This window comes from Pannonibacter sp. XCT-53 (assembly GCF_009915765.1).
In the GTDB taxonomy this organism is placed as follows: domain Bacteria; phylum Pseudomonadota; class Alphaproteobacteria; order Rhizobiales; family Stappiaceae; genus Pannonibacter; species Pannonibacter tanglangensis.
This window is the reverse complement of sequence record NZ_JAABLQ010000001.1, coordinates 951269-978158: the sequence shown is the minus strand read 5'-3', so window position 1 is coordinate 978158 and position 26890 is coordinate 951269. Positions and strand designations below refer to the sequence as shown.

At 67.3% G+C, this 26890-nt stretch carries 27 protein-coding genes and 1 riboswitch; of the genes, 14 read left to right on the top strand and 13 right to left on the bottom strand.

Features of this window, described 5'->3' with window-relative positions:
* Positions 1-98 precede the first annotated feature (98 nt).
* From GWI72_RS04605 to GWI72_RS04590, 4 genes are read left to right on the top strand one after another with little or no spacing between them, the layout of a single operon-like run.
* Positions 99-1115, top strand: a complete 1017-nt coding sequence (locus GWI72_RS04605; RefSeq protein ID WP_348272687.1) for an ABC transporter permease — start codon at positions 99-101, stop codon at positions 1113-1115.
* Positions 1112-2014 (top strand): ABC transporter permease, encoded by a 903-nt coding sequence (locus GWI72_RS04600; RefSeq protein ID WP_161675862.1) that lies wholly within the window; start codon positions 1112-1114, stop codon positions 2012-2014. The genes GWI72_RS04605 and GWI72_RS04600 overlap by 4 nt, the downstream gene beginning before the upstream one ends.
* 10 nt (positions 2015-2024) lie before the next feature.
* Positions 2025-2861, top strand: coding sequence for an ABC transporter ATP-binding protein (locus GWI72_RS04595; protein WP_161675861.1), 837 nt, complete (start codon positions 2025-2027; stop codon positions 2859-2861).
* Entirely contained in the window at positions 2858-3586 is a 729-nt protein-coding gene (locus GWI72_RS04590; protein WP_161675860.1) for an ABC transporter ATP-binding protein, read from the top strand. Before GWI72_RS04595 ends, GWI72_RS04590 begins: the two co-directional genes overlap by 4 nt.
* 13 nt (positions 3587-3599) lie before the next feature.
* On the opposite strand, the gene GWI72_RS04585 is transcribed toward GWI72_RS04590, so the two are convergent.
* Positions 3600-4715: a helix-turn-helix domain-containing protein gene (locus tag GWI72_RS04585; protein ID WP_161707974.1), complete on the bottom strand. Its 1116-nt coding sequence runs from the start codon at positions 4713-4715 to the stop codon at positions 3600-3602.
* Between the two features lie 120 nt (positions 4716-4835).
* On the opposite strand from GWI72_RS04585, the gene GWI72_RS04580 reads away from it, so the two are divergent.
* Positions 4836-5258: a rhodanese-like domain-containing protein gene (locus GWI72_RS04580; protein ID WP_161707973.1), complete on the top strand. Its 423-nt coding sequence runs from the start codon at positions 4836-4838 to the stop codon at positions 5256-5258.
* Between the two features lie 6 nt (positions 5259-5264).
* On the opposite strand, the gene GWI72_RS04575 is transcribed toward GWI72_RS04580, so the two are convergent.
* The 4 genes from GWI72_RS04575 to GWI72_RS04560 all read right to left on the bottom strand — a co-directional run bounded on the left by GWI72_RS04575 (position 5265) and on the right by GWI72_RS04560 (position 10159).
* Positions 5265-6110 (bottom strand): hypothetical protein, encoded by an 846-nt coding sequence (locus tag GWI72_RS04575; protein ID WP_161707972.1) that lies wholly within the window; start codon positions 6108-6110, stop codon positions 5265-5267.
* Between the two features lie 126 nt (positions 6111-6236).
* A complete protein-coding gene (locus GWI72_RS04570; RefSeq protein ID WP_244314274.1) occupies positions 6237-7085 on the bottom strand; it encodes a DMT family transporter in 849 nt (282 codons plus the stop codon).
* A gap of 136 nt (positions 7086-7221) precedes the next feature.
* A riboswitch (FMN riboswitch) is annotated at positions 7222-7397 on the bottom strand.
* 57 nt (positions 7398-7454) lie between these two features.
* A complete protein-coding gene (locus GWI72_RS04565) occupies positions 7455-8150 on the bottom strand; it encodes an HAD hydrolase-like protein (RefSeq protein ID WP_161707970.1) in 696 nt (231 codons plus the stop codon).
* The gene (locus GWI72_RS04560) at positions 8147-10159 is read right to left on the bottom strand and encodes an acetyl-CoA carboxylase biotin carboxylase subunit (RefSeq protein WP_161707969.1); all 2013 of its coding nucleotides are present in this window, start codon (positions 10157-10159) and stop codon (positions 8147-8149) included. The genes GWI72_RS04565 and GWI72_RS04560 overlap by 4 nt, the downstream gene beginning before the upstream one ends.
* Positions 10160-10378: 219 nt before the next feature.
* Here GWI72_RS04560 and GWI72_RS04555 point away from each other — a divergent pair, with 219 nt between their 5' ends.
* The 3 genes from GWI72_RS04555 (at position 10379) to GWI72_RS04545 (ending at position 11810) form a co-directional block, all read left to right on the top strand.
* Complete coding sequence (locus tag GWI72_RS04555) at positions 10379-10846, top strand: hypothetical protein (protein ID WP_161675852.1); 468 nt, start codon at positions 10379-10381, stop codon at positions 10844-10846.
* A gap of 141 nt (positions 10847-10987) precedes the next feature.
* Positions 10988-11353, top strand: a complete 366-nt coding sequence (gene folB, locus GWI72_RS04550; protein WP_161707968.1) for a dihydroneopterin aldolase — start codon at positions 10988-10990, stop codon at positions 11351-11353.
* A gap of 124 nt (positions 11354-11477) precedes the next feature.
* Positions 11478-11810: a hypothetical protein gene (locus GWI72_RS04545; RefSeq protein WP_161675850.1), complete on the top strand. Its 333-nt coding sequence runs from the start codon at positions 11478-11480 to the stop codon at positions 11808-11810.
* On the opposite strand, the gene GWI72_RS04540 is transcribed toward GWI72_RS04545, so the two are convergent.
* The gene (locus tag GWI72_RS04540) at positions 11807-12646 is read right to left on the bottom strand and encodes an IclR family transcriptional regulator (protein WP_161707967.1); all 840 of its coding nucleotides are present in this window, start codon (positions 12644-12646) and stop codon (positions 11807-11809) included. The two genes, GWI72_RS04545 and GWI72_RS04540, sit on opposite strands and share 4 nt — an antisense overlap.
* 130 nt (positions 12647-12776) lie before the next feature.
* Between GWI72_RS04540 and GWI72_RS04535 the strand changes: the two genes are divergently transcribed.
* Complete coding sequence (locus GWI72_RS04535) at positions 12777-14693, top strand: thiamine pyrophosphate-requiring protein (RefSeq protein WP_209000051.1); 1917 nt, start codon at positions 12777-12779, stop codon at positions 14691-14693.
* Positions 14694-14785: 92 nt separating this feature from the next.
* Entirely contained in the window at positions 14786-15319 is a 534-nt protein-coding gene (locus GWI72_RS04530; protein ID WP_161707966.1) for a 2,4'-dihydroxyacetophenone dioxygenase family protein, read from the top strand.
* 66 nt (positions 15320-15385) lie between these two features.
* Here GWI72_RS04530 and GWI72_RS04525 read toward each other — a convergent pair whose 3' ends face one another.
* The 7 genes from GWI72_RS04525 to GWI72_RS04495 form a co-directional block, all read right to left on the bottom strand.
* A complete protein-coding gene (locus GWI72_RS04525; RefSeq protein WP_161675847.1) occupies positions 15386-16141 on the bottom strand; it encodes an SDR family NAD(P)-dependent oxidoreductase in 756 nt (251 codons plus the stop codon).
* 344 nt (positions 16142-16485) lie between these two features.
* Positions 16486-17937, bottom strand: a complete 1452-nt coding sequence (locus GWI72_RS04520; protein ID WP_161675846.1) for an aldehyde dehydrogenase — start codon at positions 17935-17937, stop codon at positions 16486-16488.
* Between the two features lie 70 nt (positions 17938-18007).
* Positions 18008-18721, bottom strand: coding sequence for an ABC transporter ATP-binding protein (locus tag GWI72_RS04515; protein WP_161709094.1), 714 nt, complete (start codon positions 18719-18721; stop codon positions 18008-18010).
* The gene (locus tag GWI72_RS04510; RefSeq protein ID WP_161675845.1) at positions 18708-19445 is read right to left on the bottom strand and encodes an ATP-binding cassette domain-containing protein; all 738 of its coding nucleotides are present in this window, start codon (positions 19443-19445) and stop codon (positions 18708-18710) included. Before GWI72_RS04510 ends, GWI72_RS04515 begins: the two co-directional genes overlap by 14 nt.
* Positions 19442-20428 (bottom strand): branched-chain amino acid ABC transporter permease, encoded by a 987-nt coding sequence (locus tag GWI72_RS04505; protein ID WP_161675844.1) that lies wholly within the window; start codon positions 20426-20428, stop codon positions 19442-19444. The genes GWI72_RS04510 and GWI72_RS04505 overlap by 4 nt, the downstream gene beginning before the upstream one ends.
* Positions 20425-21300 carry a branched-chain amino acid ABC transporter permease gene (locus GWI72_RS04500; RefSeq protein WP_161675843.1) on the bottom strand — a complete coding sequence of 292 codons (876 nt, stop codon included), beginning with the start codon at positions 21298-21300 and terminating at the stop codon, positions 20425-20427. Before GWI72_RS04500 ends, GWI72_RS04505 begins: the two co-directional genes overlap by 4 nt.
* A gap of 120 nt (positions 21301-21420) precedes the next feature.
* Positions 21421-22653 carry an amino acid ABC transporter substrate-binding protein gene (locus GWI72_RS04495; RefSeq protein WP_161675842.1) on the bottom strand — a complete coding sequence of 411 codons (1233 nt, stop codon included), beginning with the start codon at positions 22651-22653 and terminating at the stop codon, positions 21421-21423.
* A 248-nt stretch (positions 22654-22901) separates the two neighbouring features.
* On the opposite strand from GWI72_RS04495, the gene GWI72_RS20370 reads away from it, so the two are divergent.
* The 4 genes from GWI72_RS20370 to GWI72_RS04475 all read left to right on the top strand — a co-directional run bounded on the left by GWI72_RS20370 (position 22902) and on the right by GWI72_RS04475 (position 26880).
* Positions 22902-23810, top strand: coding sequence for a helix-turn-helix domain-containing protein (locus tag GWI72_RS20370; RefSeq protein WP_161675841.1), 909 nt, complete (start codon positions 22902-22904; stop codon positions 23808-23810).
* A gap of 163 nt (positions 23811-23973) precedes the next feature.
* Positions 23974-25005 carry a TRAP transporter substrate-binding protein gene (locus GWI72_RS04485; RefSeq protein ID WP_161675840.1) on the top strand — a complete coding sequence of 344 codons (1032 nt, stop codon included), beginning with the start codon at positions 23974-23976 and terminating at the stop codon, positions 25003-25005.
* A 103-nt stretch (positions 25006-25108) separates the two neighbouring features.
* A complete protein-coding gene (locus GWI72_RS04480; RefSeq protein ID WP_161675839.1) occupies positions 25109-25588 on the top strand; it encodes a TRAP transporter small permease in 480 nt (159 codons plus the stop codon).
* Positions 25585-26880 (top strand): TRAP transporter large permease, encoded by a 1296-nt coding sequence (locus GWI72_RS04475; protein WP_161707965.1) that lies wholly within the window; start codon positions 25585-25587, stop codon positions 26878-26880. The genes GWI72_RS04480 and GWI72_RS04475 overlap by 4 nt, the downstream gene beginning before the upstream one ends.
* Positions 26881-26890 lie beyond the last annotated feature (10 nt).

The window sequence follows — 26890 nt, the reverse complement described above, 5'->3', positions numbered from 1 at the left end:
TTTGGTAAGTCAAAAGAAGTTTAACTGGCAAGGAAAACTCCGTGAGCAACGCCACCCTGACCGGCAGCCGGGGCGCCGTAGCCGCCCTTCTTGCCCGCATCCTGCCCGCAGTCCGGACCATCCTGTGGTTCGTGGCCACGATCGCGCTGACCTTCCTCGGCCTGCTCGCGATCACCTTCGTCATCGGCCGCGTGGTCCCGATCGACCCGGTTCTGGCCGTTGTCGGCGACCGGGCGCCGAAGGAAGTCTATGACGCGGTCCGCCAGCAGATGGGCCTCGATGACCCGCTGCCGATCCAGTTTGCCCGCTATGTCGGCGACGTCCTCCAGGGCGACCTCGGCAAGGCCGTGATGACCTCCAACCCGGTGATCGAGGATCTTGCCCGGGTGTTCCCGGCCACCTTCGAGATGGCGACCCTCGGCATCATCATCGGCGTCGTGATCGGCGTGCCGCTCGGTGTCTGGGCCGCGGCCCGTCAGGGCAGCGTGATCGACCAGATCATCCGCGTCATCGGCCTCGCAGGCTATGCCATCCCGGCCTTCTGGCTCGGCCTTGTCGGGCTGGTGCTGTTCTATGCCAAGCTGCAGTGGGTCGGCGGACCGGGACGCATCGACATCTTCCTCGACGGCCTCGTCACGCCGCATACCGGCCTGCTGCTGGTCGACAGCCTGATCGACGGCGACATGGACAGCTTCAGGAGCGCCTTTGCCCACATCATCCTGCCGGCCACGATCCTGGGCTTCTTCGCGCTGGCCTACATCGCCCGCATGACCCGCTCCTTCATGCTGGAGCAGCTGGGGCAGGAATTCATCACCACCGCCCGGGTCAAGGGCGCGCCCGAATGGGTCGTGATCTGGCGCCATGCCTTCCGGCCGATCCGCGTGCAGCTCATCACCGTGATCGGCCTGTCCTATGCCGGTCTTCTTGAAGGCTCGGTGATGATCGAGACCGTGTTCTCCTGGCCCGGCATCGGCAACTACCTCACCAACGCCCTTCTCAACGCCGACATGAACGCGGTGCTGGGCGCGACGCTGGTGATCGGTGCCGTCTTCATCTGCATCAACAAGCTGTCTGATGCGCTGTATCTTCTTCTGGATCCGAGGGCCCGCGCATGAGCTCGACCCGCGACTGGCTGCTGGACGAAACGCCAGCCACCCGCCTGCAGGCCCAGCTGGGCCAGGGCTACCGCACCCTGCGCGCGCTGCTGCGCAATCCGCTCACCGTCGTCGGCCTGGTGATCATCATCGGCCTGTTGCTGACGGCGGCCTTTGCCCCCTGGATCGCCCCCTACAACCCGATCGAGGGCCAGCTGACCGCGCGCCTGCTGCCGCCGTCGGCCGAACACTGGATGGGCACCGACGAACTCGGCCGCGACATTTTCAGCCGCGTCATCTACGGCGCCCGCATCACGCTGTTCATCGTGCTGCTGGTGGCCATCATCGCCGCGCCGCTCGGGCTGGTGATCGGCGCGATCTCCGGCTATTTCGGCGGGGTCGTCGACCGGATCGTCATGGGCATCACCGACATCTTCCTGTCGATGCCCCGCCTGATCCTGGCGCTTGCCTTCGTCGCCGCGCTTGGACCCGGCATCGAGAACGCGGTCATTGCCATCGCCATCACCGCCTGGCCGGTCTACGCCCGTCTGGCCCGGGCCGAGACGCTGACCGTGCGCAAGGCCGAGTTCATCGCGGCTGTCCGGATGCAGGGGGCAAGCCATGCCCGCATCATCCTGCGCCACATCCTGCCGCTGTGCATGTCCTCCACCATCGTCCGCGTCACGCTGGACATGGCCGGCATCATCCTGACCGCCGCCGGCCTCGGCTTCCTGGGGCTTGGCGCCCAGCCGCCGCTGCCGGAATGGGGGGCGATGATCTCGCGCGGCCGCGCCTTCATCCTGGACCAGTGGTGGGTCGCCACCATGCCGGGCTTTGCCATCGTCATCGTCAGCCTCGGCTTCTGCCTCTTCGGCGATGGCCTGCGCGACGTGCTTGATCCGCGTCAGCGGTCGAAGTGAGGGACCAGTCATGAGCACGCTTCTCGAGGTGCAGAACCTCAAGGTCCGCTTCCCGACCGAACGGGGCGAGGTCGAGGTGGTCAAGGGCATCAGCTTCTCGCTCGGCCGCGAACGTCTGGGCATCGTGGGTGAATCCGGCTCCGGCAAGTCCATGACCGGGCGCTCCGTCATGGGCCTGATCGGCAAGCCGGGACGGGTCACGGCCGACCGGATGATGTTCGACGGCATCGACCTCACCAAGACCGACGAGGCCGGCTACCGGCGCCTGCGCGGCGCGCGCATGTCGATGGTGATGCAGGATCCGAAGTTCTCGCTGAACCCGGTGATGCGCATCGGCGAACAGATTGGCGAGGCCCTCGCCTTCCATGCCCGCATCGGTGCGAGGGCGCGCAAGGCCAGGGTCCTGGCCGCGCTGGAAGCCGTGCGCATCAACGATCCGGAGCGCGTCTACAACCTCTATCCGCACGAAGTCTCGGGCGGCATGGGCCAGCGCGTGATGATCGCCATGATGGTGATCCTGGAGCCGGACCTGATGATCGCCGACGAACCGACCTCGGCGCTGGACGTCTCCGTCCGGGCGCAGGTGCTGGAAATCATGGACGACCTCGTCCGCCGCCGCGGCATGGGCCTGATGCTGATCAGCCACGACCTCAACATGGTCTCGCACTGGTGCGACCGGATCCTCGTGATGTTCAACGGCCAGATCGTCGAGGAATGCGCCGCCGGCAGGCTGCACGAGGCGAAGCATCCCTACACGCAGGGGCTGGTTGCCTCCCTGCCCCGCCTCAACGAGACCCGCGAGCGCCTGCCGGTGCTCGACCGCGCCGCGCTGGAGAAACTGGCATGATCGACGTCGACAGCCTGAACGTCTTCTATGGCCCCACGGCCGTGGTGCGCGACGTGAGCTTCTCGGTGGCCACCGGCGAAAGCTTCGCGCTCGTCGGCGAATCCGGTTCGGGCAAGTCCACCATCCTGAAGGCACTGGCCGGGCAGGTCGACAGCTGGTCCGGCAGCATCGCGCTTGGCAACAGGCCGCTGGGCCACAAGCGCACCAAGGCCATGATGCGCCACGTGCAGATGGTGTTCCAGGACCCCTATGGCTCGCTGCATCCGCGCAAGACCGTCGATGACGCGCTGACCGAACCGCTGGCCATCCACGGCATCGGGTCGCGCGACGAGCGCGTGCTGTCGATGCTCGACGCGGTGGGTCTGGCGCGCAAGTTCCGCTTCCGCCTGCCGCACCAGCTCTCCGGCGGCCAACGCCAGCGCGTCGCCATTGCCCGCGCGCTGATGCTGGAGCCGGAACTGCTGCTGCTCGACGAGCCGACCTCGGCACTCGACGTGTCGGTGCAGGCGGAGATCCTGAACCTGCTGAAGTCGCTCCGCGCGGAGCGCGGCCTCACCTATCTGCTCGTCACCCATGACCTGCCGGTGGTCTCGTTCCTCTGCGACCGGTTGGGCGTGCTGCGGCATGGCAAGCTGGAAGAGGTCGCCCCGGTCTCGGCGCTGAAGGCCGGCGCGCTGACAAGCGACTACGGCCGCGAGCTGGTGGAGCGCAGTCAGGCTTTCTGATCGGGCTTCCGGATCAGGCATTCCGGGCTGCCTGCCGGGCCGGCGCCGCAGCGGCGGCGGCCTGAAACTCGGAGCGGTAGCGGGACGGCGTCACCGTCATGATCCTGCGGAAATGCAGGCGGAACGTTTCCGGGGCCTTGAAGCCGCAGGCCGCCGCGATGGCGTCGATGCCCTCGCCGCTGGTCTCCAGCAGGCTGCAGGCGCGGCGCACCCGCGCCCGGATCAGCCAGTCCTGCGGCGCAAGGCCCGTGGCATCGCGGAAGCGGCGGTTGAGGGTGCGCAGGCTGCAGCAAGCGGCCTCCGCCAGCCGCGCCAGATCCCAGTCCTGGTCAATCTCCCGCTCGATCCGTTCGAGCAGCGGGGCCAGCGAGCCCTGCGGATGACGGGCGACGGGGCGCGGCACGAACTGGGCCTGCCCGCCTTCGCGCTGTGCCGGCACAACGAGGCTGCGCGCCAGGGCATTGGCCGCCTGCCAGCCGAAATCGCGCCGCACCAGAGCCAGCGACAGGTCGATGCCGGCGGCCGATCCCGCAGCCGTCAGCACGTTGCCATCCTCGACGTAGAGCACGTCCTCGACAATCTCGGAGGCCGGCGCGACGGCGCGAAGATCCGCGATGTAGCGCCAGTGGGTCGTCGCCCGGCGCCCGTCGAGAAGACCGGCTGCGGCCAGAAGGAACGCACCGCTGCAGAAGGTGACGAGTTGCGTGCCGCGCGCCTGCGCCCGCTCAAGCTGGCGCTTCAGCCCGGCCGGCAGGCGGTGATCGCGCCCCGGCCAGCCCGGCACGAGGATGATGTCCGCGTCGTCCAGAAGGCTCGCCGGAGCCGTCGCCCGGACGCTGACGCCGCCGCTCGCCGACACGGTGTCCAGCTCGACCGCAACGGCGGCAAACCGGTACCAGGGGCCGTCGATCTCCGGCTTCTTTGCAGCGAAGATCTCGGTGCAGATGGAGAACTCGAACAGGCTGAGGCCCTCGTAGACGAGCGCCACGGCCAGTGGCGGCAGCGATCCGGCCCCCGCGAGCGCTCCCGCCCCCTCAGCCCCGCCAAGGCCTGCGACCGGGGCCGAGACCGCAGCCGTGCCGGCTGGCACGACAGGGGCGACGGGGGCGACAGGCGTGTGATCAGTCATGGCAAGGTTCCCGGACAGGTTGGCACGATCCTACCGCATCTTGGCATTCCGGCCAATGGCCCGAGTGCCGCCCATGCGGCACCTTGCCTCTATCGACGATCCGATCCAGAGGAGTTCCAGATGTCCAGCTCTGTCAGCGCCACGCCAGCCGCCGCCTCCGACGCCGCCATCGCCCATTTTTCCGCCAAGCTCGGCTTCGAGACCGACTGCTGGGACACGCATCATGCGCTTTCGACCGGCACGGCCGATTTCGTGCTGCTGGACGTGCGCGGTCCGGCGCTCTACGCGGCCGGGCACGTTCCGGGCGCGCTGCATCTGCCGCACGGCAAGATCACCGCGCGGCGGATGGCCGAGTATCCGCCGGAGACCCTGTTTGTCGTCTACTGCGCCGGTCCCCATTGCAACGGCTCGACCAAGGCCGCCCTTGCGCTGGCGCGGCTGGGCCGGCCGGTGAAGGAAATGATCGGCGGCGTGACCGGCTGGCTCGACGAAGGCTTCGTCCTCTCCGAAGGCATGGAACCGGGCACACTCCACCCCGCCTGACAGACTTCAGTCCTTCCGCTCGCGCGGCACAACAACATCAAGCTCAGGCACCCGGTAAGCGGAGAACCGCGCGCGCAGGGCCTTGTCCAGGGCGATCAGCTTGTCAATCGGGACTTCGGTCACCGGGACGCTATGGACCCAGATGTCCAGACCGGGCTCCAGCTCGTAGCCAAATTTGCATTGCCGCGGCGGATGGACCCGGCTGACACAACTGATGTAGAGGGGCTGGCCCTTCGGCGTGAGATAGCCGCTGCCCTTCGTGGTCAGATAGATCGACCAGTCGTCCTTGCCCTCCCAAGGATAATCCGTCGGGATCACGCAGCCTTTCAGCTCCGGCGTCACCTGAACCAGGGGCTTGTCAGCCGTGCAGTTCGTCTCAAAACGGTTGCGACTGCCTCTCCAGAAGGTATCCTCGCCTCCGTCGCCAATCAGCATGGCCCCAGGATGCGGGTCCGAAATGCCGAGGGACTTCAACTCGGCTTGCCAGGCCTCACGGTCAGGCAAAAGTCCTGGACCGAACATCGGGATCAAGTGGGCCGGGTTCTCGCGGCAGCCCTCGCCTGCTTCGGGATCCCGAGGAGGCGCCAACGGGGCCTCAATGTCTCCCACATTGAATGCCCGCCGGCTATTCTCAAGGACGAAGCCGTGGCCTGAACGCAGGCGAACATAGAGGCGACGGTCCTTCGGGTCGGCGCATTCGTCAGGGTTAAACACAAAGGGCCGGCTGAGCAGAGCCCGATATTTCTCCCCAAACTTCCGAACATCCTCCGACTGCTGCGGCTCACCGCAGCCAGCAAGCACCACGGCCAGCAAAAGGAACTGGCAAACATGCCTTGCCGAGGCTGGCGTCATCAGCTTCCCGTCCCCTTGGCACCCTGCGATCCTGTCAAGACTGCGGATAGCAGCCTGCGGCACGCGTGACAATCAACCGGGACATTCGCACGGGTTGCAACCAATGCCCCTAACGCAGCCCTCCCCTCACCCCACCGCCATCTGCCGCCGGGCGAGATGGTCTTCCATGAGGACGAGGAACGATCCGGCGAGGATGAGGGCGGCGCCGGGCCAGAGGTAGCCGTCGGGGATGAAGCCGAAGGCGAGCCAGCCGGTGAGGATGTTGAGCGGCAGCTTCAGATGGTCGAAGGGCTGGACGAAGGCCGCATCGGCGCGGGCATAGGCGAGCGTCAGGAGGTAGTTGGCCGCGACCGTGAAGAGGCCCGCGCCGAGCGCCAGATAGAGGCTGAGGCCGGTTGGCACGACTGCGCCATCGATCAGCGCCAGCGCGCCGTTGACCGGCGTCAGCAGCAGGAGAAGGTAGAGCGTCACCGTGTCGGCGGATTCGACCCCGGTGAGGCGCTTGGTCACCAGCGAGGCCCCGCCCCAGAGCGCAGCAGCCAGCACCGGCAGCAGCGCGGCGAGCTCGAACCGCTCGCTCCAGGGGGCAAGGATCACCATGCCGCCGGCAAAGCCAAGCAGCGTGGCCAGCCAGCGCAAGGGTCCGACCTGTTCCTTCAGGAAGATCCGCGCGCCGAGGATGACGAAGAAGGGCGAGGTCATCACCAGCGCGATGGCCTGCCAGATCGGCACATGGGCCAGCCCGAAGACCCAGGCCTGCACGCCGCCGACCGCCAGAAGAATGCGCAGCGCATGCAGCTTCGGCTGACGCGTCACAAGCGCCGCCCTGCCCCGCCGGAGGATCCAGGGCAGCGCGAACAGCAGCGCCACAAGATACTGCCAGAAGGCGGCGCTGGCGGCCGGCAGGCCGAGCTGCATGGTTGCCGCCTGCAGGCAGACATTGACGAGGGCAAAGCTCGCCCCGGCGCCGATCATGCAGGCGGCGGCAATCAGCGGCTTTGAAGGGAAAGACGACGTCTGCACGGCACGGGCCATCCTGTGGCATTGGACCCGGGGCACAGCCAGGCGCAAGCCGGTGCCGTCCGCAAGGCCGGCACGCAGCGTGGACTGGCCAGGTTCTCTTTCATCCGGACTGTAACCGTCGGCTCCGGAGTTGCACCGGATCTGCTGTCCCTTCCAGCGTCAGCCGGACGGCGCTCGCGGGCTGCGGCCTTGGGTCCATCCTCCCGGAAGTCCCTCAAGGCCATCACCGCCGGTGGGGAGTTTCACCCCGCCCCGAGGACCTGTTTCAGATATTGGCCAGACTAGACCGCAACCCGCGTCCGGCGCAAGCGGGCTTTTCAGTCATACTGAAAGCCAGGCGCGGATCTCGTCCGGGAGCCTTGCAATGAAGGCGGGGTGTTCGGCGGCAAGCTCCTCGAGACTGCCGTAGCCCCAGGTGACGCCGATGGCCCGCATGTCATTGGCGTGGGCGCCAACGAGATCATGCTTGCGGTCCCCGATCATGACGCAGCGGGCGGCATCCCGCGCTTCCTGCTCGATGAGGTGCGCAATCAGCTCGGCCTTGGCCGAGCGGGTGCCATCCAGTTCCGAGCCATAGACCTTGCGGAACTGCGGCATGAGCCCGAAATGCTCGACGATCTTGCCGGCATAGGCATGCGGCTTGGACGTGGCGACATAAAGGGTGAAGCCGGCCCCTGTAAGCGCCTCGACCAGCGGCGCGATGCCGGCGATCAGCTCGTTCTCGTAGAGGCCGACGCTGGTGTAGCGCTCACGGTAGAGCGCCACGGCGCGGTCGAGCAGCGCCTTGTCCTCGCCGGACTCGCCGTCGAGGGTCTCGCCGTCCTGGCCCAGCAGGACAGCGAAGCTCTCCCACAGCGGCGGACCGATGCACCAGCCCAGCTCCTCGGCCGCCGGGACCGGCGCGCCGAGCTTCTCAAGGGCATACTGGATCGAGCGGGTGATGCCGACAAAGGGATCGGTCAGCGTCCCGTCCAGATCGAACAGGACCGTGTCGATCCCCTTCGCGCCTCGCGTCATTCAAACTCCATGATCACGGCATCGACGGCGAGACTGTCGCCGGGCTTGGCCTTGATCTGGCTGATAACACAATCGCGTTCGGCGCGAAGCACGTTTTCCATCTTCATGGCCTCGACGATGGCGAGCGCCTCGCCGGCCTTCACTTCCTGCCCCTCGGCCACGGCAATCGAGACCACCAGACCCGGCATCGGGCACAGCAGGAACTTCGACGTGTCCGGCGGCATCTTCTCCGGCATCAGCGCCTCAAGCTCGGCCGTGCGCGGCGTCATCACCTTGGCGACGACCGAGAAGCCCTGCCAGTCGAGCCGGTAGCCGGACGTGACCGGGCGCACCTGGACGACAACCCGACGACCACCCACGGTGCCGCGCCACAGCCGGTCGCCCGGCACCCAGTCGGAGGCAACGGTGACCACGTCGCCGCCATCGACGGACACGTCCATCTCGATCGGCGCTGCCGGGTAACCCTCGGCGATGCGGACCGGGATGTAATCCTTGCCGATCTTCACGGACCAGTGCTCGCGGACGGCGCCCGTGTGCGGACGCAGCCGGCCCGGCAGATGGTCCAGGCGTTCGCGGCGCAGGGTTTCCATGGTCAGCGCCACGGCCGCCAGAACCGACTTGGCCTCGGCGCCCGGCACCGCCGGCGCAAACCCGTCCGGATACTCCTCGACAATGAAGCCGGTCGACAGCGTGCCGGCGCGCCAGCGCGGATGGCTCATCAGCGACGTCAGGAACGGCACGTTGTGCTGGATGCCGTCGACATAGAAGGCGTCGAGCGCTTCGGACATGGCCTCGATCGCCTCCAAGCGCGTCGGCGCATGGGTGATCAGCTTGGCGATCATCGGGTCATAGAACATCGAGATTTCCGAGCCCTCGACGACGCCGGTGTCGTTGCGCACGGTCACGCCGTCTTCCGACTTCTCCTCCGGCGGGCTGTAGCGCACGAGACGGCCGATGGACGGCAGGAAATTGCGATAGGGATCCTCGGCATAGATGCGGCTCTCGACCGCCCAGCCGGTGAGCTTCACGTCCGACTGCGACATGGCCAGCTTCTCGCCATAGGCGACGCGGATCATCTGCTCGACCAGATCGATGCCGGTCACCAGCTCGGTCACCGGATGCTCGACCTGCAGGCGGGTGTTCATCTCCAGGAAGAAGAAGCTCTTGTCCTGACCGGCGACGAATTCCACCGTGCCGGCGCTGTCATAGTTGACGGCCTTGGCAAGCGCCACGGCCTGCTCGCCCATGGCGCGGCGGGTGGCCTCATCAAGCAGCGGCGACGGGGCCTCCTCGATGACCTTCTGGTTGCGGCGCTGGATCGAGCATTCGCGTTCGCCGAGATAGATGACATTGCCGTGCTTGTCGCCCAGCACCTGGATCTCGATGTGGCGCGGGTTCTGGATGAACTTCTCGATGAACACGCGGTCATCGCCGAAGGAGGAGGCAGCTTCCGACTTGGAGCGCGCGAAGCCCTCGTGCACCTCGCCGGCGTTCCAGGCAATGCGCATGCCCTTGCCGCCGCCGCCGGCCGAGGCCTTGATCATGACCGGGAAGCCGATCTCGGTGGCGATCTCCACCGCATGTTCCGGCGTCTCGATGACCCCGAGATAGCCCGGCACGGTGCTGACCTTGGCGGCGTTGGCGAATTTCTTCGATTCGATCTTGTCGCCCATGGCCTCGATGGCCTTGGGGTTCGGGCCGATGAAGACGATGCCGGCGTCAGCGAGCGCCTTCGGGAAGGCCGCGCGCTCGGACAGGAAGCCGTAGCCCGGATGCACGGCCTCCGCGCCGGTCGCCTTGCAGGCGGCGATGATCTTGTCCATCACCAGGTAGGAGTCTGCCGCGGCCGCCGGTCCGATGTGAACCGCCTCGTCCGCCATCTCCACATGCAGGGCATCCCGGTCGGCGTCCGAGTACACGGCGACCGTCTTGATCCCCATGCGCCGCGCGGTCTTGATGACACGGCATGCAATTTCGCCGCGGTTCGCGATCAGGATCTTGGAAAACATGCGTTGCTGCCCCCGCCTGCACTGGCTCTCTGGTTTTGGGTGCAATGGTTGTAGGCGGGCCCCCACGGCGGCGCAATATCACCAAAGGATGACATGCGAAGGACGGAGACCGCAGCGGCACCATCCTGACGGGTTCGGCCCCGGCCCATCAACTCCTGTTACATTTCGCAATTCTTAGGTATTTTTGCTGATCATGCGCCGGGATTTGGGAAAAAGGGGATGGGACCCGTGTACAAACTCTGCGGAAGCCTTCTGGTCCTTCTGGCCAGCCTTCAGACTGCCTCTGCGTCAGATCAGTCCTACTGGCGACATGAGACGGTCAAGGGATTTGAAAAATACTACACCTCGACCCGCGACGGATCGCATTTCATCATCTGGTGCAATCCGGCCCGCAAGCTGGCCGGCACCGTGCTCGACATCGACATCAAGGGCCAGAGCGCGCCGGCCCGCAAGACGATCCAGATCGTGCTCGACCGCTCGGCCATTGACGTGCCGGCCGACGAGAACGGGTTTGTCCGGGCCGACTGCCCGGCGTGCTCGGACCGGTCCGAAATGCTCTGGAAGAAGCTTTCCAGCTCGACCAACCTCGCCGTCCGCTTCAACGACGAGACCGTGTCCCGTTTTTCCACCCGCGGCGCGCGGGAGGTTCTGAAAGGCTCGCCCTGCGCCCCCGCCAGGAGTTCCTGACACCAGGTCCAGACGGGACAGACACGGGGCACGGCCGGCTTCCGGCGACTGGATTTTCCCCCGCAGCTGGCCTAAGAGGCTGCGGGCCGGTCCTCCCGGGCCGGCCGGGGCCGACGCTGCCCCTCGCTGGAGCCGGATCGCATGGACGTCATCTTCCTCGAGGACCTCGCCTTCTTCGCCTATCACGGGCTGTATGAGGAGGAGGCCCGCCTCGGCCAGCGATTCCATGTCGATCTCGCCTGCTGGCTGGACCTCGGCCCCGCCAGCCGCGAGGATGACTACGCCCTGACGGTCTGCTACGGCACCCTGACCAGGACGGTGGAAACGGTGGTGACCGGATCCCGCTTCAAGCTGATCGAGCGGCTTGCCGGCGCCATCGCGGACGCGGTGCTGGCGGCCGATCCGCGCATCGACAGGGTCCGCGTGCGCGTGCACAAGCCGGGCGCACCGCTGCCCGTTGCCTCGGGCCGGGCCAGCGTCCAGATCGAACGGGCACGGGAAAGTTGAACGGCTCGCCCCTTCAAAGCGTCACCCTGCCGTTCTAAGTTAGCTGTTGCGTGCGGGCCTGCACGAGGCAGCCCCCGCACCTGGTCCGGCTCCGTCCGGAAGCCCCTCAGCCTCAGGAAGCCTCATGTCCGCGTTGGCCCCCGCCCTGTTGATCCGGTCCTCTGCCGCGCTGCTCGTTGCCGCAGCGCTTGTCACCGCCGCCGAGGCGCGACCGGACCTGCGCCAGATGACCTGCCAGCAAGCCCAGCAGACCCTGGCCCGCAACGGCGCCGTCGTCTTCACCACCGGTCGCAACACCTATGACCGGTTCGTGACGAGCCGGGCCTATTGCGACAGCTGGGAAGAAGCCGTGCCAGCCTATCAGCAGACCCGGGACACCAACCAGTGCCAGGTCGGCTTCCGCTGTTCCGAACCGCTGTTCGAGCGCAACCGCCTGCACCGGATGTTCGACGACTAGGCGGTGACGTCCTCGGCGGAGCCGGCGGCGGCGGAGCGCCGCAGCGCCGTGCGCTCGGCCGACGCTGCAGTGGCCGGAACGGGATCGCCGTAGAGCTCGGCCTCGAGACGGCGCGCGGCACGCCGCAGCGCCTCCAGGATCATCTCCTGCGCCCCGCCGAGGCGCGATGACGGCCCGAACAGGGACAAGCCCGTGACCATGCGCCCTGTGCGGCTGCGCACCGGCACCGCCATGGCAAAAAGCCCCTCCTCCCGCTCGCCGCGGTTGACGGCATGGCCGCGTTCGCGGATTGCTGCGAGCTCCGCGCGCAGCCGCGTCTCGTCGGTGAGCGTGGCGGCCGTGAAGCGCTGGCGCTGGATCGCGGCACAGTAGCGGTCGAGATCGGCCGGCGGCAGATGGGCGAGCCACAGCTTGCCATGCGCCGTGCACCAGGCCTCCAGCTCCGACCCCACGCGCACCTCCACCGCCAGCGCCCGCCGCGGCACGGCACGGGCGATGCAGACCACCTTCACGCCGTTGAAGCCCGTGGCCATGGCCCCTTCGCCGAGCGTGTCGGTCAGCTGATTGAGGTGCGGCTGTGCCAGGCGGGCGATCATCTGGCCATCGCGCACCCGGTCCCCCAGATCCGCAAAGACGAAGCTCAGACGATAATGCCCCCGGCTTTCGGCCACGACCGCTCCCACCTGCTCGAGCGTGCGCAGGAACCGGTGCGCCGTCACGGCGTTGAGGTCGAGATCGCGGGCCAGATCTGCCGCCGTGATCACCGGCCGCTCGGGTGAGAACAGGTGGAGGATCTCGAAAGCCTTGACCACCGAACCATTGATCTGAGGTGCCATCCGACCTGCCCCATGACGCAGCCAGACCGGGTCGCGATTGACGCCCCGGCGACTCTGTTCAATAATAGATATAGTTATTTCTAATATAGAAATAAGACGCTGGCAACAGGCAGGAACGGGCGGGACGGCAATGGATCTGACGGGAGACGGGAAGGGCAACACAGGTCGGGGCAGCACAGGTCGGGGCAGTGAAGGTCAGGATTCTGCGGCACGGGCCGCAGCACGCCCGGGACAGGCGGGTCAGTCCGATAACGCGCGGCCTGCAGCCGATCAGGCCAGCGCCGATGAGACCGGCGCCAATGAAACCGGCTATGATCAGGCCGGTACCGATCAGGCTGCTGCCGGTCCGGCGGCGCAGATCACCGCCGGCGGGGCCCTGCTCGTGCGCATGAAGGCGCTCGGGGTCGACTACATCTTTGCCAATTCCGGCACGGACTTCCCGCCAATCATCGAGGGGCTGGCCGAAGCGGAGGCCAGGGACCTGGACCTGCCGCAGGGCATCGTCATCCCGCACGAAGCCGCCGCCATGGCGATGGCGCATGGCTACTATCTGGCCACAGGCCGCACGCAGGCCGTCATGGCCCACACCAATGTGGGCCTTGCCAATTGCGCCATCGGCGCGATCAACGCCGCCGCCGAGCACATCCCGGTGCTGCTGTTCTCCGGCCGGACCCCCACCACGGAAAAGGGCCGCTTCGGCGCGCGCACCGTGCCGATCGGCTGGGGCCAGGAGATGCATGACCAGACAGCGCTGGTGCGCGAGGCCTGCAAGTGGGACTACGAGCTGAGGTTCCCCGAACAGGTGACGGAGATCGTCGACCGGGCCAAGGCGATCGCGGAAACGGCGCCGCGCGGGCCCGTCTACATCAGCCTGCCGCGCGAGATCCTGTGCGAGCCCTGTCCGCGCGAGGGTCTGGACGCGCCGGCGCTGATGCGCGCGCCCGTCGCCGGCATCGACACCGCGTCCTTCGCCGAGGCCGCCCGCCTGATCGCCGAAGCGCGCCAGCCGGTGATCTTCGCGCAGCGCGGCACCGGCGGCGCCGGGGGCTACGCCGCCCTCGAACGCCTCGCGTCCGCCTGGGGCATCCCGGTCTGCCAGTACTGGGCCGTGCGTCTCGCCCTGCCGCTCGATCACCCGATGGCCGCCGGCGCCGATCCTGCACCGCTGCTGGCGGAAGCGGATGTGGTTCTCGTCCTTGACAGCCTCGCCCCCTGGTCACCTGACGTGCACAGGCTGAACCCGGGCACGCGGGTGATCCATCTGGGGCAGGACCCGCTCTACAGCCGCTTCCCCGTCCGCAACTTCCCCTGCGACCTCGCGCTGGCCTGTGATGTCGAGCCCGGGCTGCTGGCGCTGGAAACGCATCTGGCACCGCACCGGGACGGCCACCGCACCCGTGCCGCGGAGCGGCATCAGCGCTGGAGCCGCCGGAACGCCGAAGGTCGCCGCAGCGTGCTGGCGCGCGCCGCCGCCGGCGGGACCGATCCGATGACCAAGGAGTTCGTCAGCCTGACGCTGTCGCAGGCGCTTGGGAACCGGGACGCGGCCGTCCTGTCCGAACTCGGCTGTCCGCTGGCCCCCATGAGCCTCGACGGACCGAAGGCGTGGTATCAGGAGCCCCATTCCGGCGGCCTCGGCTGGAGCTTCCCGGCCGCGCTCGGCATGAAGCTCGGCAACCGCGCCCGCACCGTGGTCGCCACCATGGGCGACGGCTCCTACATCTTTTCCAACCCGGTCGCCTGTCACCAGATCGCCGAGGCGCTCGAGCTGCCGATCCTGGTGCTGATCGTCAACAACGCCGAGTGGGGCGCCGTGCGCCAGTCGGTGCTGGGCCTCTATCCGCAAGGCCATGCCGCGCGCTCCAACCGGATGCCGCTGACCCAGCTTTCCCCCGTTCCGGACTTCACGGACGTGGCCCGGGCCAGCCGTGCCTTTGCCCGCAAGGTCGAGCACGCCGATGACCTCGCGCCTGCGCTGGCAGAGGCACTGGCGCAGATCGACCGGACCGGACGCCTGGCGCTGCTGGATGTGCGGGTGCGCCCCTGAACTTCATTTCAGATCACAGGAATGCTCCGCAAGGCCATGACAGAAAAGGGCCTGCGAAGTGAAAACGCGAAAACGCCAAGGAGAGGATGACAATGCCCGAGGCCCCAAAGTCGGAATTCTGGAAGACCCTGAAGCCCATCACCACCGTGTTCCAGCCGGATGCCCTGCCGGAAGTCTACATCGCCGACGCGGCGACCGAGGACGAGCGCTACTATGTTCCCTTCACCGAGACGGTGTTCTCCCGCCCGCTCTGGATCTCGCCGACCCAGAACAAGTGGTGCGACATCCTGATGGCCAAGGGACCGGGCCTCGTGAACCGGCATTACCATCCGCATGAGGTCTTCGCCTACACCATCTCCGGAAAATGGGGCTATCTCGAGCACGACTGGACGGCGACCGCGGGCGACTTCGTCTACGAGACGCCGGGCGAAGGCCATACGCTGGTGGCCTACGAGCATCCGGATCCGATGAAGGTGTTCTTCCAGGTCACCGGCCCGCTGATCTGGCTGGACGAGGACGGCAACCCGGACGGCTATTTCGACGTGCACAAGTACATCAGCCTGTGCCGCGCCCATTACGAGAAGGTCGGCCTCGGCTCGGGCTATGTCGACACGCTGTTCCGCTGACGGAAAGGGCCGGCGGACGCTCCGCCGGCCCTGCCCATCCCTTGCAAGGTCCGCGCTGATGCGTCCCTAGACGCTCATGCCCCCGTCCACCATCAGCATCGAGCCTGTGGTGAAGCTGCTGTCGTCGCTGGCGAGATAGAGCACCGAGCGGGCCACCTCTTCCGGAAGCCCGTGGCGTCCAAGAGGGATCATCGAATTGAACATCGCGGTGCCGTCGATCCCCAGTTCCCGGCTGATCCCGGCCTCGACCGCATGCTGGAAGCCGTTTTCGAGCGGCCCGGGATGGAGCGTGTTGACCCGGATCCGGCGCGGTGCCAGTTCCTTGGCCAGACAGCGCATCAGTCCGGTCTGGGCATGCTTTGCGGTGATGTAGGCATAGACGCCCGGGTCGCCCCGGGTCGCGGCCACCGACGAGGTGATGATGAAGCTGCCGCCATCGCGCATCCTTGGCGTGGCGTGCTTGGCAGCCAGGAAGGCCCCGCTCACATGCACCCGCTGCACGGCCTCGAAGACCTCGAGCGAGTAATCGGCAATCGGGCGCACCTCACCGAAATTGCCCGCGTTGGAAAAGAAGATGTCGATGGGGCCAAAGGCTGCCACTGCAGCCTCGACATAGGAGCGGGCCCCCTCCTCCGACCCGACATCGGCCTGCACGAACAGCACGTCGCCATCCGGCAAGGCCTGCCGGGCCTGATCCAGTGCCGCCGCCGCGAGGTCGACAAGCACCACCCGGGCCCCCTCGCGCAGGAACAGCCGCGCCGTCGCAAGTCCCAGACTGCCGGCGCCACCGGTGATGACGGCGGTCTTCTGCTTCAGTTTCATGTCTTGCTCTCCCGGGATGGTGCAGCAGTTGGGATCTGAGGGTGGGGATGGGGGAGCGGGGTTTGATGCAAACCGGACTTCAGGCTCCCCGCCCCCACCTCACGAGGGGACGAGGAGCGGAGAGGCCCGGGCTGCAGACAATCGCTCCATGGTCATCCCGGACCCAGCGAAGCGGAGTTCCGGGACCGGAGAGCCAACGTCTCTCCGGGGTGAACGCATTGACACATGGAGGCCTCGACCTTCCGCTCCCGGCTCGGCGCTCCGCTTGGCCGGGATGACTTCGGTGAAGTAGAGGCTTGCCATCACCCTCGGGATCTCCGCTTCCCTCCCCTTTTGCCAGGGCGTCAGAACGGATAGTGGATCGGACCATCCTGGATGGTGATCCAGCGCAGTTCGGTGAACTCGGCAATGCCGGCCTTGCCGCCGAAGCGGCCGTAGCCGCTGTCCTTGACGCCGCCGAAGGGCATCTGCGCCTCGTCATGCACGGTCGGACCGTTGATGTGGCAGATGCCGGATTCGATGCGGCGGGCGACCTGCATGGCGCGGGTGATGTCACGGCCGAACACGGCGGCCGAGAGGCCGTATTCCGTGTCATTGGCGATGCGCACCGCCTCGTCGATGCCGTCGACACGCACGACAACCGCCACGGGGCCGAAGCTTTCCTGGCCGTAGATGTGCATGGTCGGATTGACCCGGTCGAGCAGCGTCGCCTCCATCACAGCGCCCTGCACGCCGCCGCCGGCAGCCAGCACCGCGCCCTTGGCGGTGGCGTCCTTGATCAGGTCCTGGATGCGCCGCGCCGCATGGGCATCGACCACCGCGCCGAGCGGGGTCTTGCCCTCGCGCGGATCGCCGGCCTTGAGCGAGCGGGCCTTGGCCGTCAGCTTGGCGATGAAGGCATCGGCGACCTTTTCATCGACAATGATGCGTTCGGTCGACATGCAGATCTGGCCCTGGTTCATGTAGGCACCGAAGGCCGCCGCATCGACGGCGGCGTCGAGATCGGCGTCGTCGAGCACCAGGAACGGCGCCTTGCCACCCAGCTCCAGCAGGGCCGGCTTGAGGTTGCGGCCGCACATTTCCGCGATGATCCGGCCGACACGGGTCGAGCCGGTGAAGTTGACGCGGCGCACCGCCGGATGGGCGATCAGGGCCTCGACGATCTGCGGCGCGTCGTCCGGCGCATTGGAAATGGCGTTGAGCACGCCATGCGGAATGCCGCCGGCCTGCAGCGCGTCGATGATCAGGCGATGGGTGCGCGGGCAGATTTCCGAGGTCTTCATGACGACGGTGTTGCCGCAGGCGAGCGGTGTGGCCAGCGAGCGGACGCCAAGGATGACCGGCGCGTTCCACGGCGCCATGGAGAGCACGACGCCGACCGGCTGGCGCATGGCCATGGCCATGCTGCCCGGGCGGTTGGAGGGGATGATCTCGCCGGCGATCTGGGTCGTGAGGGCCGCCGCCTCGCGCAGCATCTCGGAGGCGAGATAGACGTTGAACCGGGCCCAGCCTTCGGTGGCGCCGATCTCGTCGGCCATGGCGCGCACGAAGTCGTCGGCGCGCGCCGACAGCGCGTCGGCGGCCGCCAGCAGGATCTTGCGGCGCGGACCGGGCCCCATCTGGGACCAGGCCGGGAAGGCGGCAGCGGCGGCGTCGCAGGCCAGCTGCGCATCCTCGATGGTCGCCGCAGCCACGCGGGTGGCAACCTCGCCGGTGATCGGGTTGCGCCGCTCGAAGGTCCGGCCGTCGGAGGACTGGGTGTCGTCCGCGCCGATCAGAAGTCCAAGAGCATCCATGGATTTTTCCTCATGTCATTGCATGCGAAACAGAAATTCGGGACGGCCGGGCAGCGGGCCCGGCCGGATATCAGTGCGTCAGGCCGAGGAAGGCGCGCTGGACGGCCGGATCGGCCCGCAGGTCCGCAGCCGCCCCCTCGCCCACCAGACGCCCGACCTCCATCAGATAGCCGCGCGAGGCCAGCGCCAGGGACAGGCTGACGTTCTGCTCGACCAGCAGCACCGAGACGCCCGCATCGCGGACACGCCCCAACGCCTCGAACAGCTCGCCCACCACCACCGGCGCGAGACCAAGGCTCGGCTCGTCCAGCATCAGGAGGTCCGGGTTGGACATCAGCGCCCGGCCGATGGCGACCATCTGCTGCTCGCCCCCCGACATGGTGCCGACCAGCTGGGCCCGCCGTTCCGCAAGCTTCGGGAACAGCTCGAAGATGAAGGCCCGCTGCCGCGTCTCGCCGGCGCGCGCACGGCGCGCATAGGCCCCGAGCCGCAGGTTCTCCTCCACCGTCAGGTCGGCGAAGACGCCGCGCCCCTCGGGCACCAGCGCGATCCCGGCCTCCAGCACCTTGTGGGCCGCAAGCCCGGCGATCGGTCGCCCGTCGAGATGCAGCGTCAGGCCGGGGTCCGGCTTCACCAGACCGGCGATCGCCTTCAGCAGGCTGGACTTGCCGGCGCCATTCGCGCCCAGGATGACGACCGTCTCGCCGCGGTCGACGCGGATCGAAACACCGTCGAGCGCCAGGTGCTTGCCATAGCGCAGGCTCAGACCGTCAAGCGACAGCAGCATGGGGCTCTCCCAGATAGGCGCGCACCACTTCGGGGTCACGCAGGACATCGGCAGTGGCACCGTCGGCGATCTTGCGGCCGGCATTCATCACCACCGCACGCGGGCAGAGCGCCCGGACCGCGTCCATCACATGCTCCACCAGCAGGATGGTGATGCCCCGGGCATTGAGGCGGGCAATCAGGTCGATGCCGATGCGCAGCTCCGACGGGTTGAGGCCAGCCAGCCACTCGTCGAGCAGCAGCAGCTTCGGCCGGGCCGCCAGCGCGCGCGCCAGCTCCATCCGCTTCTGGTCGATGTAGGTCAGGTCGGACGCATGCTCGCCGCCGCGGCCCTCCAGCCCCACCTCGGCAAGCAGCGCCGCCGCCTCGATCCGGGCGTCCCGCTCGGACGTGTGCCCGGCGCGGAAAAGGATGGCGGCGAGGATGTTGTCGGACACTGTCAGCGACGGCAGCACCCGCACCAGCTGGAACGTGCGCGCCACGCCGGCATGGGCGATGCGGTGGGCCGGCAGGCCGGACAGCCGCTTGCCCTCCAGCGTGATGGTGCCCCCCGACACCGGCAGCAGGCCGGAGATCATGTTGAGCACCGTCGTCTTGCCGGAGCCGTTCGGCCCGAGCAGGGCGACCACTTCGCCCTGGGTCAGCGAGAAGGACACGTGGTTGACGGCGGTCAGGCCACCGAAGCGTTTGGTCAGGTCGGAAATCTCAAGGAATGCCATCACTTGGCCTCCCCTTCGGCAAGCCGGCCTGCGCCACGCCCCGCGCCTGCGCCGGAGGCCTCACCGGCCCGCTGCTTCCGCATCCGGGCGATCAGCCCCTCGAGGAAGTCGAGCACGCCGCGCGGCAGCACGAAGACGATGGCCATGAACAGGAGGCCGAGGATGATGGAATAGTGGTCCGGGAAATTGGCCGAGAGCCACTCGAACAGCAGGAACAGCGGCACCGCGCCCACGGCCGGCCCCCAGAGACGGTTCGCACCGCCCAGAAGCGCCATGATCAGCGTCAGGAACGAGATGGTCGGGTTGAACACGATCGTCGGCTCGATATAGGTCCAGCGCGGGGCCTGGATCGCCCCCACCAGCGTGATGATCACGGAGCTGAGGGCAAAGAGCGCCAGCTTCACCCGCGCGGTCGGCAGGCCGCAGTGCTCGGCCACCACCTCGTCGTCGCCGATCATCTTGAGGGCAAGACCCAGACGGCTGCGCTGGATCAGGTAGCCGATGCCGAGGGTCACGGCACAGAGCACCAGCAGCTTCCAGTAGACCACCTCCGGACCATAGGAGACGAACAGGTAGCGCCCCAGCGTGCCGGTGATGTTGACCTCGTACCAGGTGACGAGCTGGCGGATCAGCTCGGCCAGGCCGAAGGTGAAGATGACGAAGTAGACGCCTGCCAGACGCAGCGTGGCCAGGCCGACGACGAGCGCCACGGCAAGACCGATCAGCGCGGCCAGCCCCAGCACCATGAGCGGCGGAAAGCTCTCGTAGAAGACCGAAACCGTATAGGCCCCGATCCCGAAGAACGCGACCGTTGCCAATGACACGAAGCGTGTCGGCCCCGAGAACAGCGCCCAGGCACTGGCCAGCGTGACATAGCCGATCATGCCGATCATCAGGCCGATGCCATAGGTGCCAAGATAGAACGGGGCCACGGCCAGCCCGGCGAAGACGGCTGCTGCCGCCAGAACTCCAAGGATCGGCTTCATCTGACAGCCCGCCCGAAAAGACCCTGCGGCCGCCACAGCAGCACGACCAGGAAGATGGCATAGGTTGCAGCGAGCGTCAGGCCCGGGTCGGCATAGGTGGCGACCAGGGTCTCGACGACGCCGAGGATGAGGCCGGCGGCAAGCGCGCCGACGAGGTTTCCGACCCCGCCCATGATGACGACGATCAGCGCCTTCATGGTGAAGACGACGCCGCCCGTGGCCGTGAAGGTCTGGTACATCGAGATGACCACGCCCGCGGACGCGGCAAGACCGCCGCCCAGCGCGAAGGCGAAGGCCGCAGCCCGGTTGATGTCGATGCCGACCAGCTGGGCCGACTGGGGAGAGACAGCAACCGCGCGCAGCGCCGTGCCCCAGCGGGTGCGGGTGAGCAGCAGATAGAGCGTGATCCCGAGGCCCAGCGCCAGCACCAGGGCGATCAGCCGGTTGGCGGCAATGGTCGCGCCCAGCACGTTCACGGGCTCGTTCAGGAAGGTGTAGCTGGTGTAGTTGCTGCCGAAGATGACGAGCAGGATGCCCTGCACCACGAACAGGAGCCCGAAGGTCGTCAGGATCGAATCCACCTCGAGGACGCCGCGGTTCGGCGCCCGCGCGACCAGAGGGGCGAGGATGACGGTGTAGACGGCGTACCCGAGCAGGAACCCGCCGGGAACGGCAATGAGCAGGCCGAAGATCGGATTGATGCTGGCGGCGCCCTGCAGGACGAAGGCCGCGAAGGCTGCGGTGATGATCATGTCACCGTAGGCAAGGTTCATGATGCGGGCGATGCCATACTGCAGGGTGAGGCCCATGGCGGCGAGCGCATAGGTCCCGCCCAGCACCAGGCCCGCGATGAGGGCTGTTATCAGGGTCATGGGAACTCCGGTGCCCGGAAGATCGGGCATCTCGTGGATCGTGCGGCGGAGGGTCTGCCGGAAGCACGGGGCCGGGGATGGAGACGGTCGCGTCCCGCTCCCCGGCCCGATCTTGCAGTCTTATTGCCAGGGCTTCTTCGGCAGGACCGGCTTCGACGCGCCGGGACGGTCGGCCGGCTCGACGCCGACGAGGTTGCCGTTCTGCCACTGGCCGAGCAGCCACAGCTGGCGGAGCTGGTTGTTCTCGAGCTTGGTCTCGCCCAGCACGGTGTCGAAGGTGCCGGTGGACAGTTCCTTGGCCACCGCCTCGCGGTCAAGGCCGACGCGCTTGATGGATTCCTGCAGCATCTGCAGCGAGGCGTAGGTGATCACGCTGCCCCAGAGGTCCGGATACTCGCCGTTGAGCGCCTTGTGACGCTCGCGATAGGCCATGTTGCGCTCGTTCTTGATGTCGATGCCGCCGAGGGTCATGATGCCTTCGGCCTTCGGGCCGAGGTTGCGACCGTAGGTCGGGAAGCCGGCGCCGACGCCGAGATAGAGCACCTTCGGATTGAAGGCCTGGACCTGCGACTGCTGGGTCAGGGCAAAGGTGTCCGGCGGATAGGAGAAGGCGACGAAGGTGTCCGCACCGGACGCGGCCGCTTCCTTCAGCAGCGTGGTGAAGTCCTGGGTGCCGACCGGATAGGTGCGGTCCATCACCACCTCGATCCCCGCCTCCTTGAAGGCCGGGCGTGCGGCGTTGACCAGGTCGATGCCGAAGCCGTCGGCCACGGAGATCATGGCCACCTTGGAGTTGATCACCCCGGCCTCGGTCTGGCTGTCCACCATCTTGGCCAGCGCGCCGGCATAGTCACGGCCGCCGCCAAGGAACCAGTAGCTCTTCGGCCAGCGCTTGACGAACTCGGGCGCCTTGTCGGTCACGGACGACACCGCGAGCTGCGGGTAGCCATAGCGGTCAAACAGCGGCGCGACGGCGAGGTTGAAACCCGTGCCCCAGGGGGGCAGGATGAAGTCGACCTGGTCCTGACCGGCCAGACGCTCGACCGCGCGCACGACTTCCTCGGCGCTCGAGCGATCATCATACTCGATTACCTCGACCGGCAGCTTCGTGCCGTCCGGCAGTTCGAGCCCGCCGTTGGCCGCGACGTCGGCCAGCCAGAGCTTGTAGTTGGGGATGGTCGTCATGGCCGCGCCGCCGGCATTGGCGCCGGTCTTCGAGACCGCATAGCCGATCTTGATCGACTTGCGTTCCTGGGCAGCCGCATCGTCGGCAGCGAAGCCGAAGGTGGCAAGGCTCGCGGCAGCGAGCACGGCAAATGTCGACAGGCGCAGCCTGTCCTTCAAGCTTTTCATCTCTTTCCTCCCAAGGCACCGCGCGTCTTCCTCCCGCGCGGACAGACCAGTCTGCAGCCGTTGGACTGCCGGCCTGATCCCTGCGCTTGAGAATGGGGTCGCTTAACATATGAAAAAATGGACATTTTGAAAAAGAAATTGTATTTTTGATCAGATTTTGCCCACATACCCTCGTAACAACCCGTAGGTGCCCCCGGAGACAGCCCCCTGGCGCCCGGACGCCCCTCCCCGAGACACGGGACCAAGCCGTGAGCCTCACCGACAGCCTTGTCCGCCAACCCGCCGTCGAAAGCTTCCCGCAGCCGATCGAGGTGCTGCCCGACACGGAAGCCACGGTCATCCGCACCGCCCTCTCGCCCATGGGCTGGACGCTGCGCGGCGCGCGCAACCGAGGCTTTGTCCTGGTGTCGGGAACGGGCCAGCTCGACCTGGGTGCTGCCACCATGCCGATGACCGGCCCCTGCGCGCTCTGGCTGCCGGCCGGGAGAAAGGCACGGCTGACGCTGCACCCCGGCTCGCGCGGCGCGGCGCTGACCGTCTCCGAGCTGGCGCTGGGGCGCGCCGTTCCCTCCGGCCCGGTCGGGCGCCAGGTGAAGGAAGCGCTGTTCCACCCGATCATCGGCGTGCGCCTGGTCCCCGCCCAGGCGCTCGACCTCAGCCGCGCCATCGAGCAGGTCGGGGTCGAGCTGAAGAGCAGCCTGCCGGGCGCGCAGGAAGCGGCCCGGCACCATCTCGTGCTGGCGCTGATGAGCTTCTGGCGCATTTCCAGTCCGGTGCCGCAAAAGGTGCAGGCCGCGCCCCGCGCCATCGTCCGCAACTTCCTGCATCTGATGGAGCTGCACCTGCGTGATCACTGGACGGTGGCCGACTATGCGGATTTCCTGTCCGTGTCGCGCGCCCGCCTGACCAGCGCCGTGAAACGCGTGACCGGCCGCACGCCGCTGGCCCTGATGCACGAGCGGCTGGTGATCGAGGCCGAGACGCTGCTGTCGGATTCCAACCTGCAGGTCAGCGAGATCGCCGATACGCTGGGTTTCAAGGACGCAGGCTATTTCAACCGCTTTTTCAAGCGCGAGACCGGCCGGCCACCGGGGCGCGTCCGCCGGGCGGATGTTCGCGATGCAAGGCGTCATCCGAACTTCGCAGAATGGCCATGACGCGAAGACCGGATTTTTTGGAAAGGTTTTGCCACCTGCCTGCACGTCATGCGGGTGATCATGCGTTGCCCGCCGGATGCGGCTGTGAGACAGTCCAGCCAGACTGATGCAACCGGTTTCAATTTCCGGGTCGTGCTCCTCCCGTCCAACGAAAGGATTTGCCATGCGCCGTTTTGCAAAGCTTCCAGCCCTTGCCCTAGCTGCTGCCACCCTGACCAGTGGCCTTGCCTTTGCCACGTCCGCCTCGGCCGAGCCGGTCACCTGGCGCTTCAACAACAATTACGCGCCGACCCGGCCGGAGTCCGAGCACATCCGCAACTTCGCCAAGGACGTCGAGGCGCGGTCGGGCGGCGAGCTGAAGATCAATGTGATCGAAGGCGGCGGCATGAATCTCAAGGACGCCGATGCGCTGCGCTGGATGCAGACCGGCACGCCGGAAATCGCCTTCATCTGGCCGACCTTCATCGGCCGCGACGCGCCGGATCTCGCCAGCCTCTATGTCTATGGCTCCGTCTCCACCGCCGAAGAGCACCTGAAGGCGCTGCCGGCCGTGAAGGGCGCCCTGAAGGAAGGCTTCGAGGAGCGCGGCATTCCGGTCGTCGGCTACATGGCGCTGCCGATCATCGATGCATCGCTGTTCTGCCGCGAGCCGGTGAAGACGCTGGACGAGCTGAAGACCAGGAAGGTGCGCGTGGGCTCGCGCGAGCAGGTGGAGACCTTCACCGCGCTGGGCGTTGCCGCGCAGATCATCCCTCAGAACGAGCTCTACTCCGCCCTGCAGACCGGCGTGGTCGACTGCGCCCTCTATGCCGCGCGCTTTGCCAAGTCCGTGTCGCTGCAGGAAGTCGCCAAGCATGCGGTCTACACCGGCTTCCCCTTCCCGCCGGTCCCCTATGCCATCGTTGCCCACAAGGGCAGCCTCGACAAGCTGACGGATGCCCAGCGCAAGGCGCTGGACGAGGCCGTGGTCGCCCTTGAAACCGCGTCGTCCGACTTCTCCAAGGACGCGGCGGCCGAAAAGACCGCCCGCGCGGCACTGGCCGAAGCCGGCGTCACCTACCACGCCGACTTCAGCGACGCGGACAAGGAAGCGATCCGCGCCGCCGCCGCCAAGACCTGGGAAAAGCTGACAACGGAAGCCGGCGACAAGGCTGTCGCCCACCGCGCCGCCATCAGCGACCTCCTGAAGAAGTGAGCCGACCGGCGTGACGACCGAGCAAGACAAGTCCCCGGGCGCAGCACCTGCGCCCGGGCCCGTGATGGAACACCCCGGACGGATCCTCGCCGGGGTGCTTCTGTTGACGCGGACGCTCGCAGCCATCGGGGCGGCCTGCGTTGCCGTTCTGGCCGTGCTGACGGTGGCCGCCGTGGTGATGCGCTACGGGCTTGGTGCGCCGTTCCGCTTCACCGAGGAACTGGGTGGCCTGCTGCTGGTCACCTCGGTGTTCCTGAGCCTGCCGCATGTGCTGGCCACCCATGCCAACATCCGCGTGACGCTGCTGAGCGACAAGGTGACCGGGGCGCCAGGACGCGGCGTCTGGATCGTCGGCCAGCTGATCCTCGTCGCCTTCGCGGCCATCTTCCTGCGCGATGCGCTCGGCGAGGCGCAGTTCACGCAGAAACTGAACCTCAAGAGCGAAGTGGCGCGCATTCCGCTCAGCCCCTTCGTCTGGCTGATGGTGGCCGGCATGGGGCTCGTAGCCTTCCTCGGCGCATTCCAGGCGCTTGGACCCAGGCCAGGCAAAACGCCTTCCTCCGCACCGGAACCCCATCCATGATCTGGACCCTTCTTGGCGGCATGACGCTGGCGACGGTGATGACCGGCGCGGTGCTGGGCGCCGCCCTCGGCCTGACCGGCTTTGCCATCCTCTATTTCTTTTCCGGCGGAGCCACGAACCTCGGCGTCCAGGCGGTCTGGAACACGTTCAACAGCTACACGCTGACGGCGATCCCGCTGTTCATCCTGCTGGGCGAGATCCTGGTGGCAAGCGGCCTTGCCCGCAACGTCTACCGGGCGATGTCGCCCCTGTTCGCGCGCCTGCCCGGCGGGCTGCTGCACACCAACATCGCCGTCTGCACCCTGTTCGGCGCGGTCAGCGGCTCGTCCATGGCGGTGGCGGCCGCAGTCGGCTCGGTTGCCTATCCCGAGCTGACCCGGCGCGGTTATGACCGCAACTCGGTGGTGGGTTCCCTTGCCGGCGGCGGCACGCTTGGTCTCCTGATCCCGCCAAGCCTCAGCCTGCTGATCTATGGCGCCTTCACCGAGACCTCGATCGGCAAGCTGTTCCTCGCTGGCATCGTGCCGGGGCTGATCGCGGCCGCCGGCTTCATGGTCTGGATCACGATCCACAGCCTGCGCCGGCCCGAGCTTGCGCCGCGCAATCTTGAGCCGGCTGTCGGTCTCGGTCAGGCGCTGAAGGGACTTGTCGAGATCTGGCCGCTGCTGGCGCTGATCGGTGCCGTCCTCGGCAGCCTCTTTGCCGGACTGGCGACCCCGACCGAATCCGCCGGCATGGGCGTGGCCGCAGCCATCATTTTGGGCTTTGCGGTGGGCGACCTGACGCTTGCCGGCATTGGCCGGGCGCTGATGTCGACGGTGACGACCTTTGCCGTCATCGCCATGGTGTTCATGGGCGCGGTGATCCTGGCCCAGTCGATCAGCGTCCTTGGCCTGCCACAGCAGCTGCTCGGCCAGATGGCGGAGCTTGGACTGTCGCCGCTGATGGTGCTGCTGGCGATCATCGTGATCTACATCCTGCTCGGCATGGTGTTCGACGGGCTGTCGATGATGATCATGACCCTGCCCATCGTCTTCCCGCTGCTGACCGGGCTTGGCTACGATCCGATCTGGCTCGGCGTGCTGATCACGCTGCTGATCGAGATCGGCATGCTGACGCCGCCGGTCGGCATGAACCTCTTTGTCCTCGTCGGCATGAGCAACAACCAGGTGACGCTGGGCGACGCGGCCAGGGCCGCCCTGCCCTACTGGCTCGTCCTGCTCGGCGTCATTGCCCTGATGACGCTCGTCCCCACCCTTGCCACGGGGCTGCCCTCCCTCGTCAAGCTGTAACGGAGCGCCC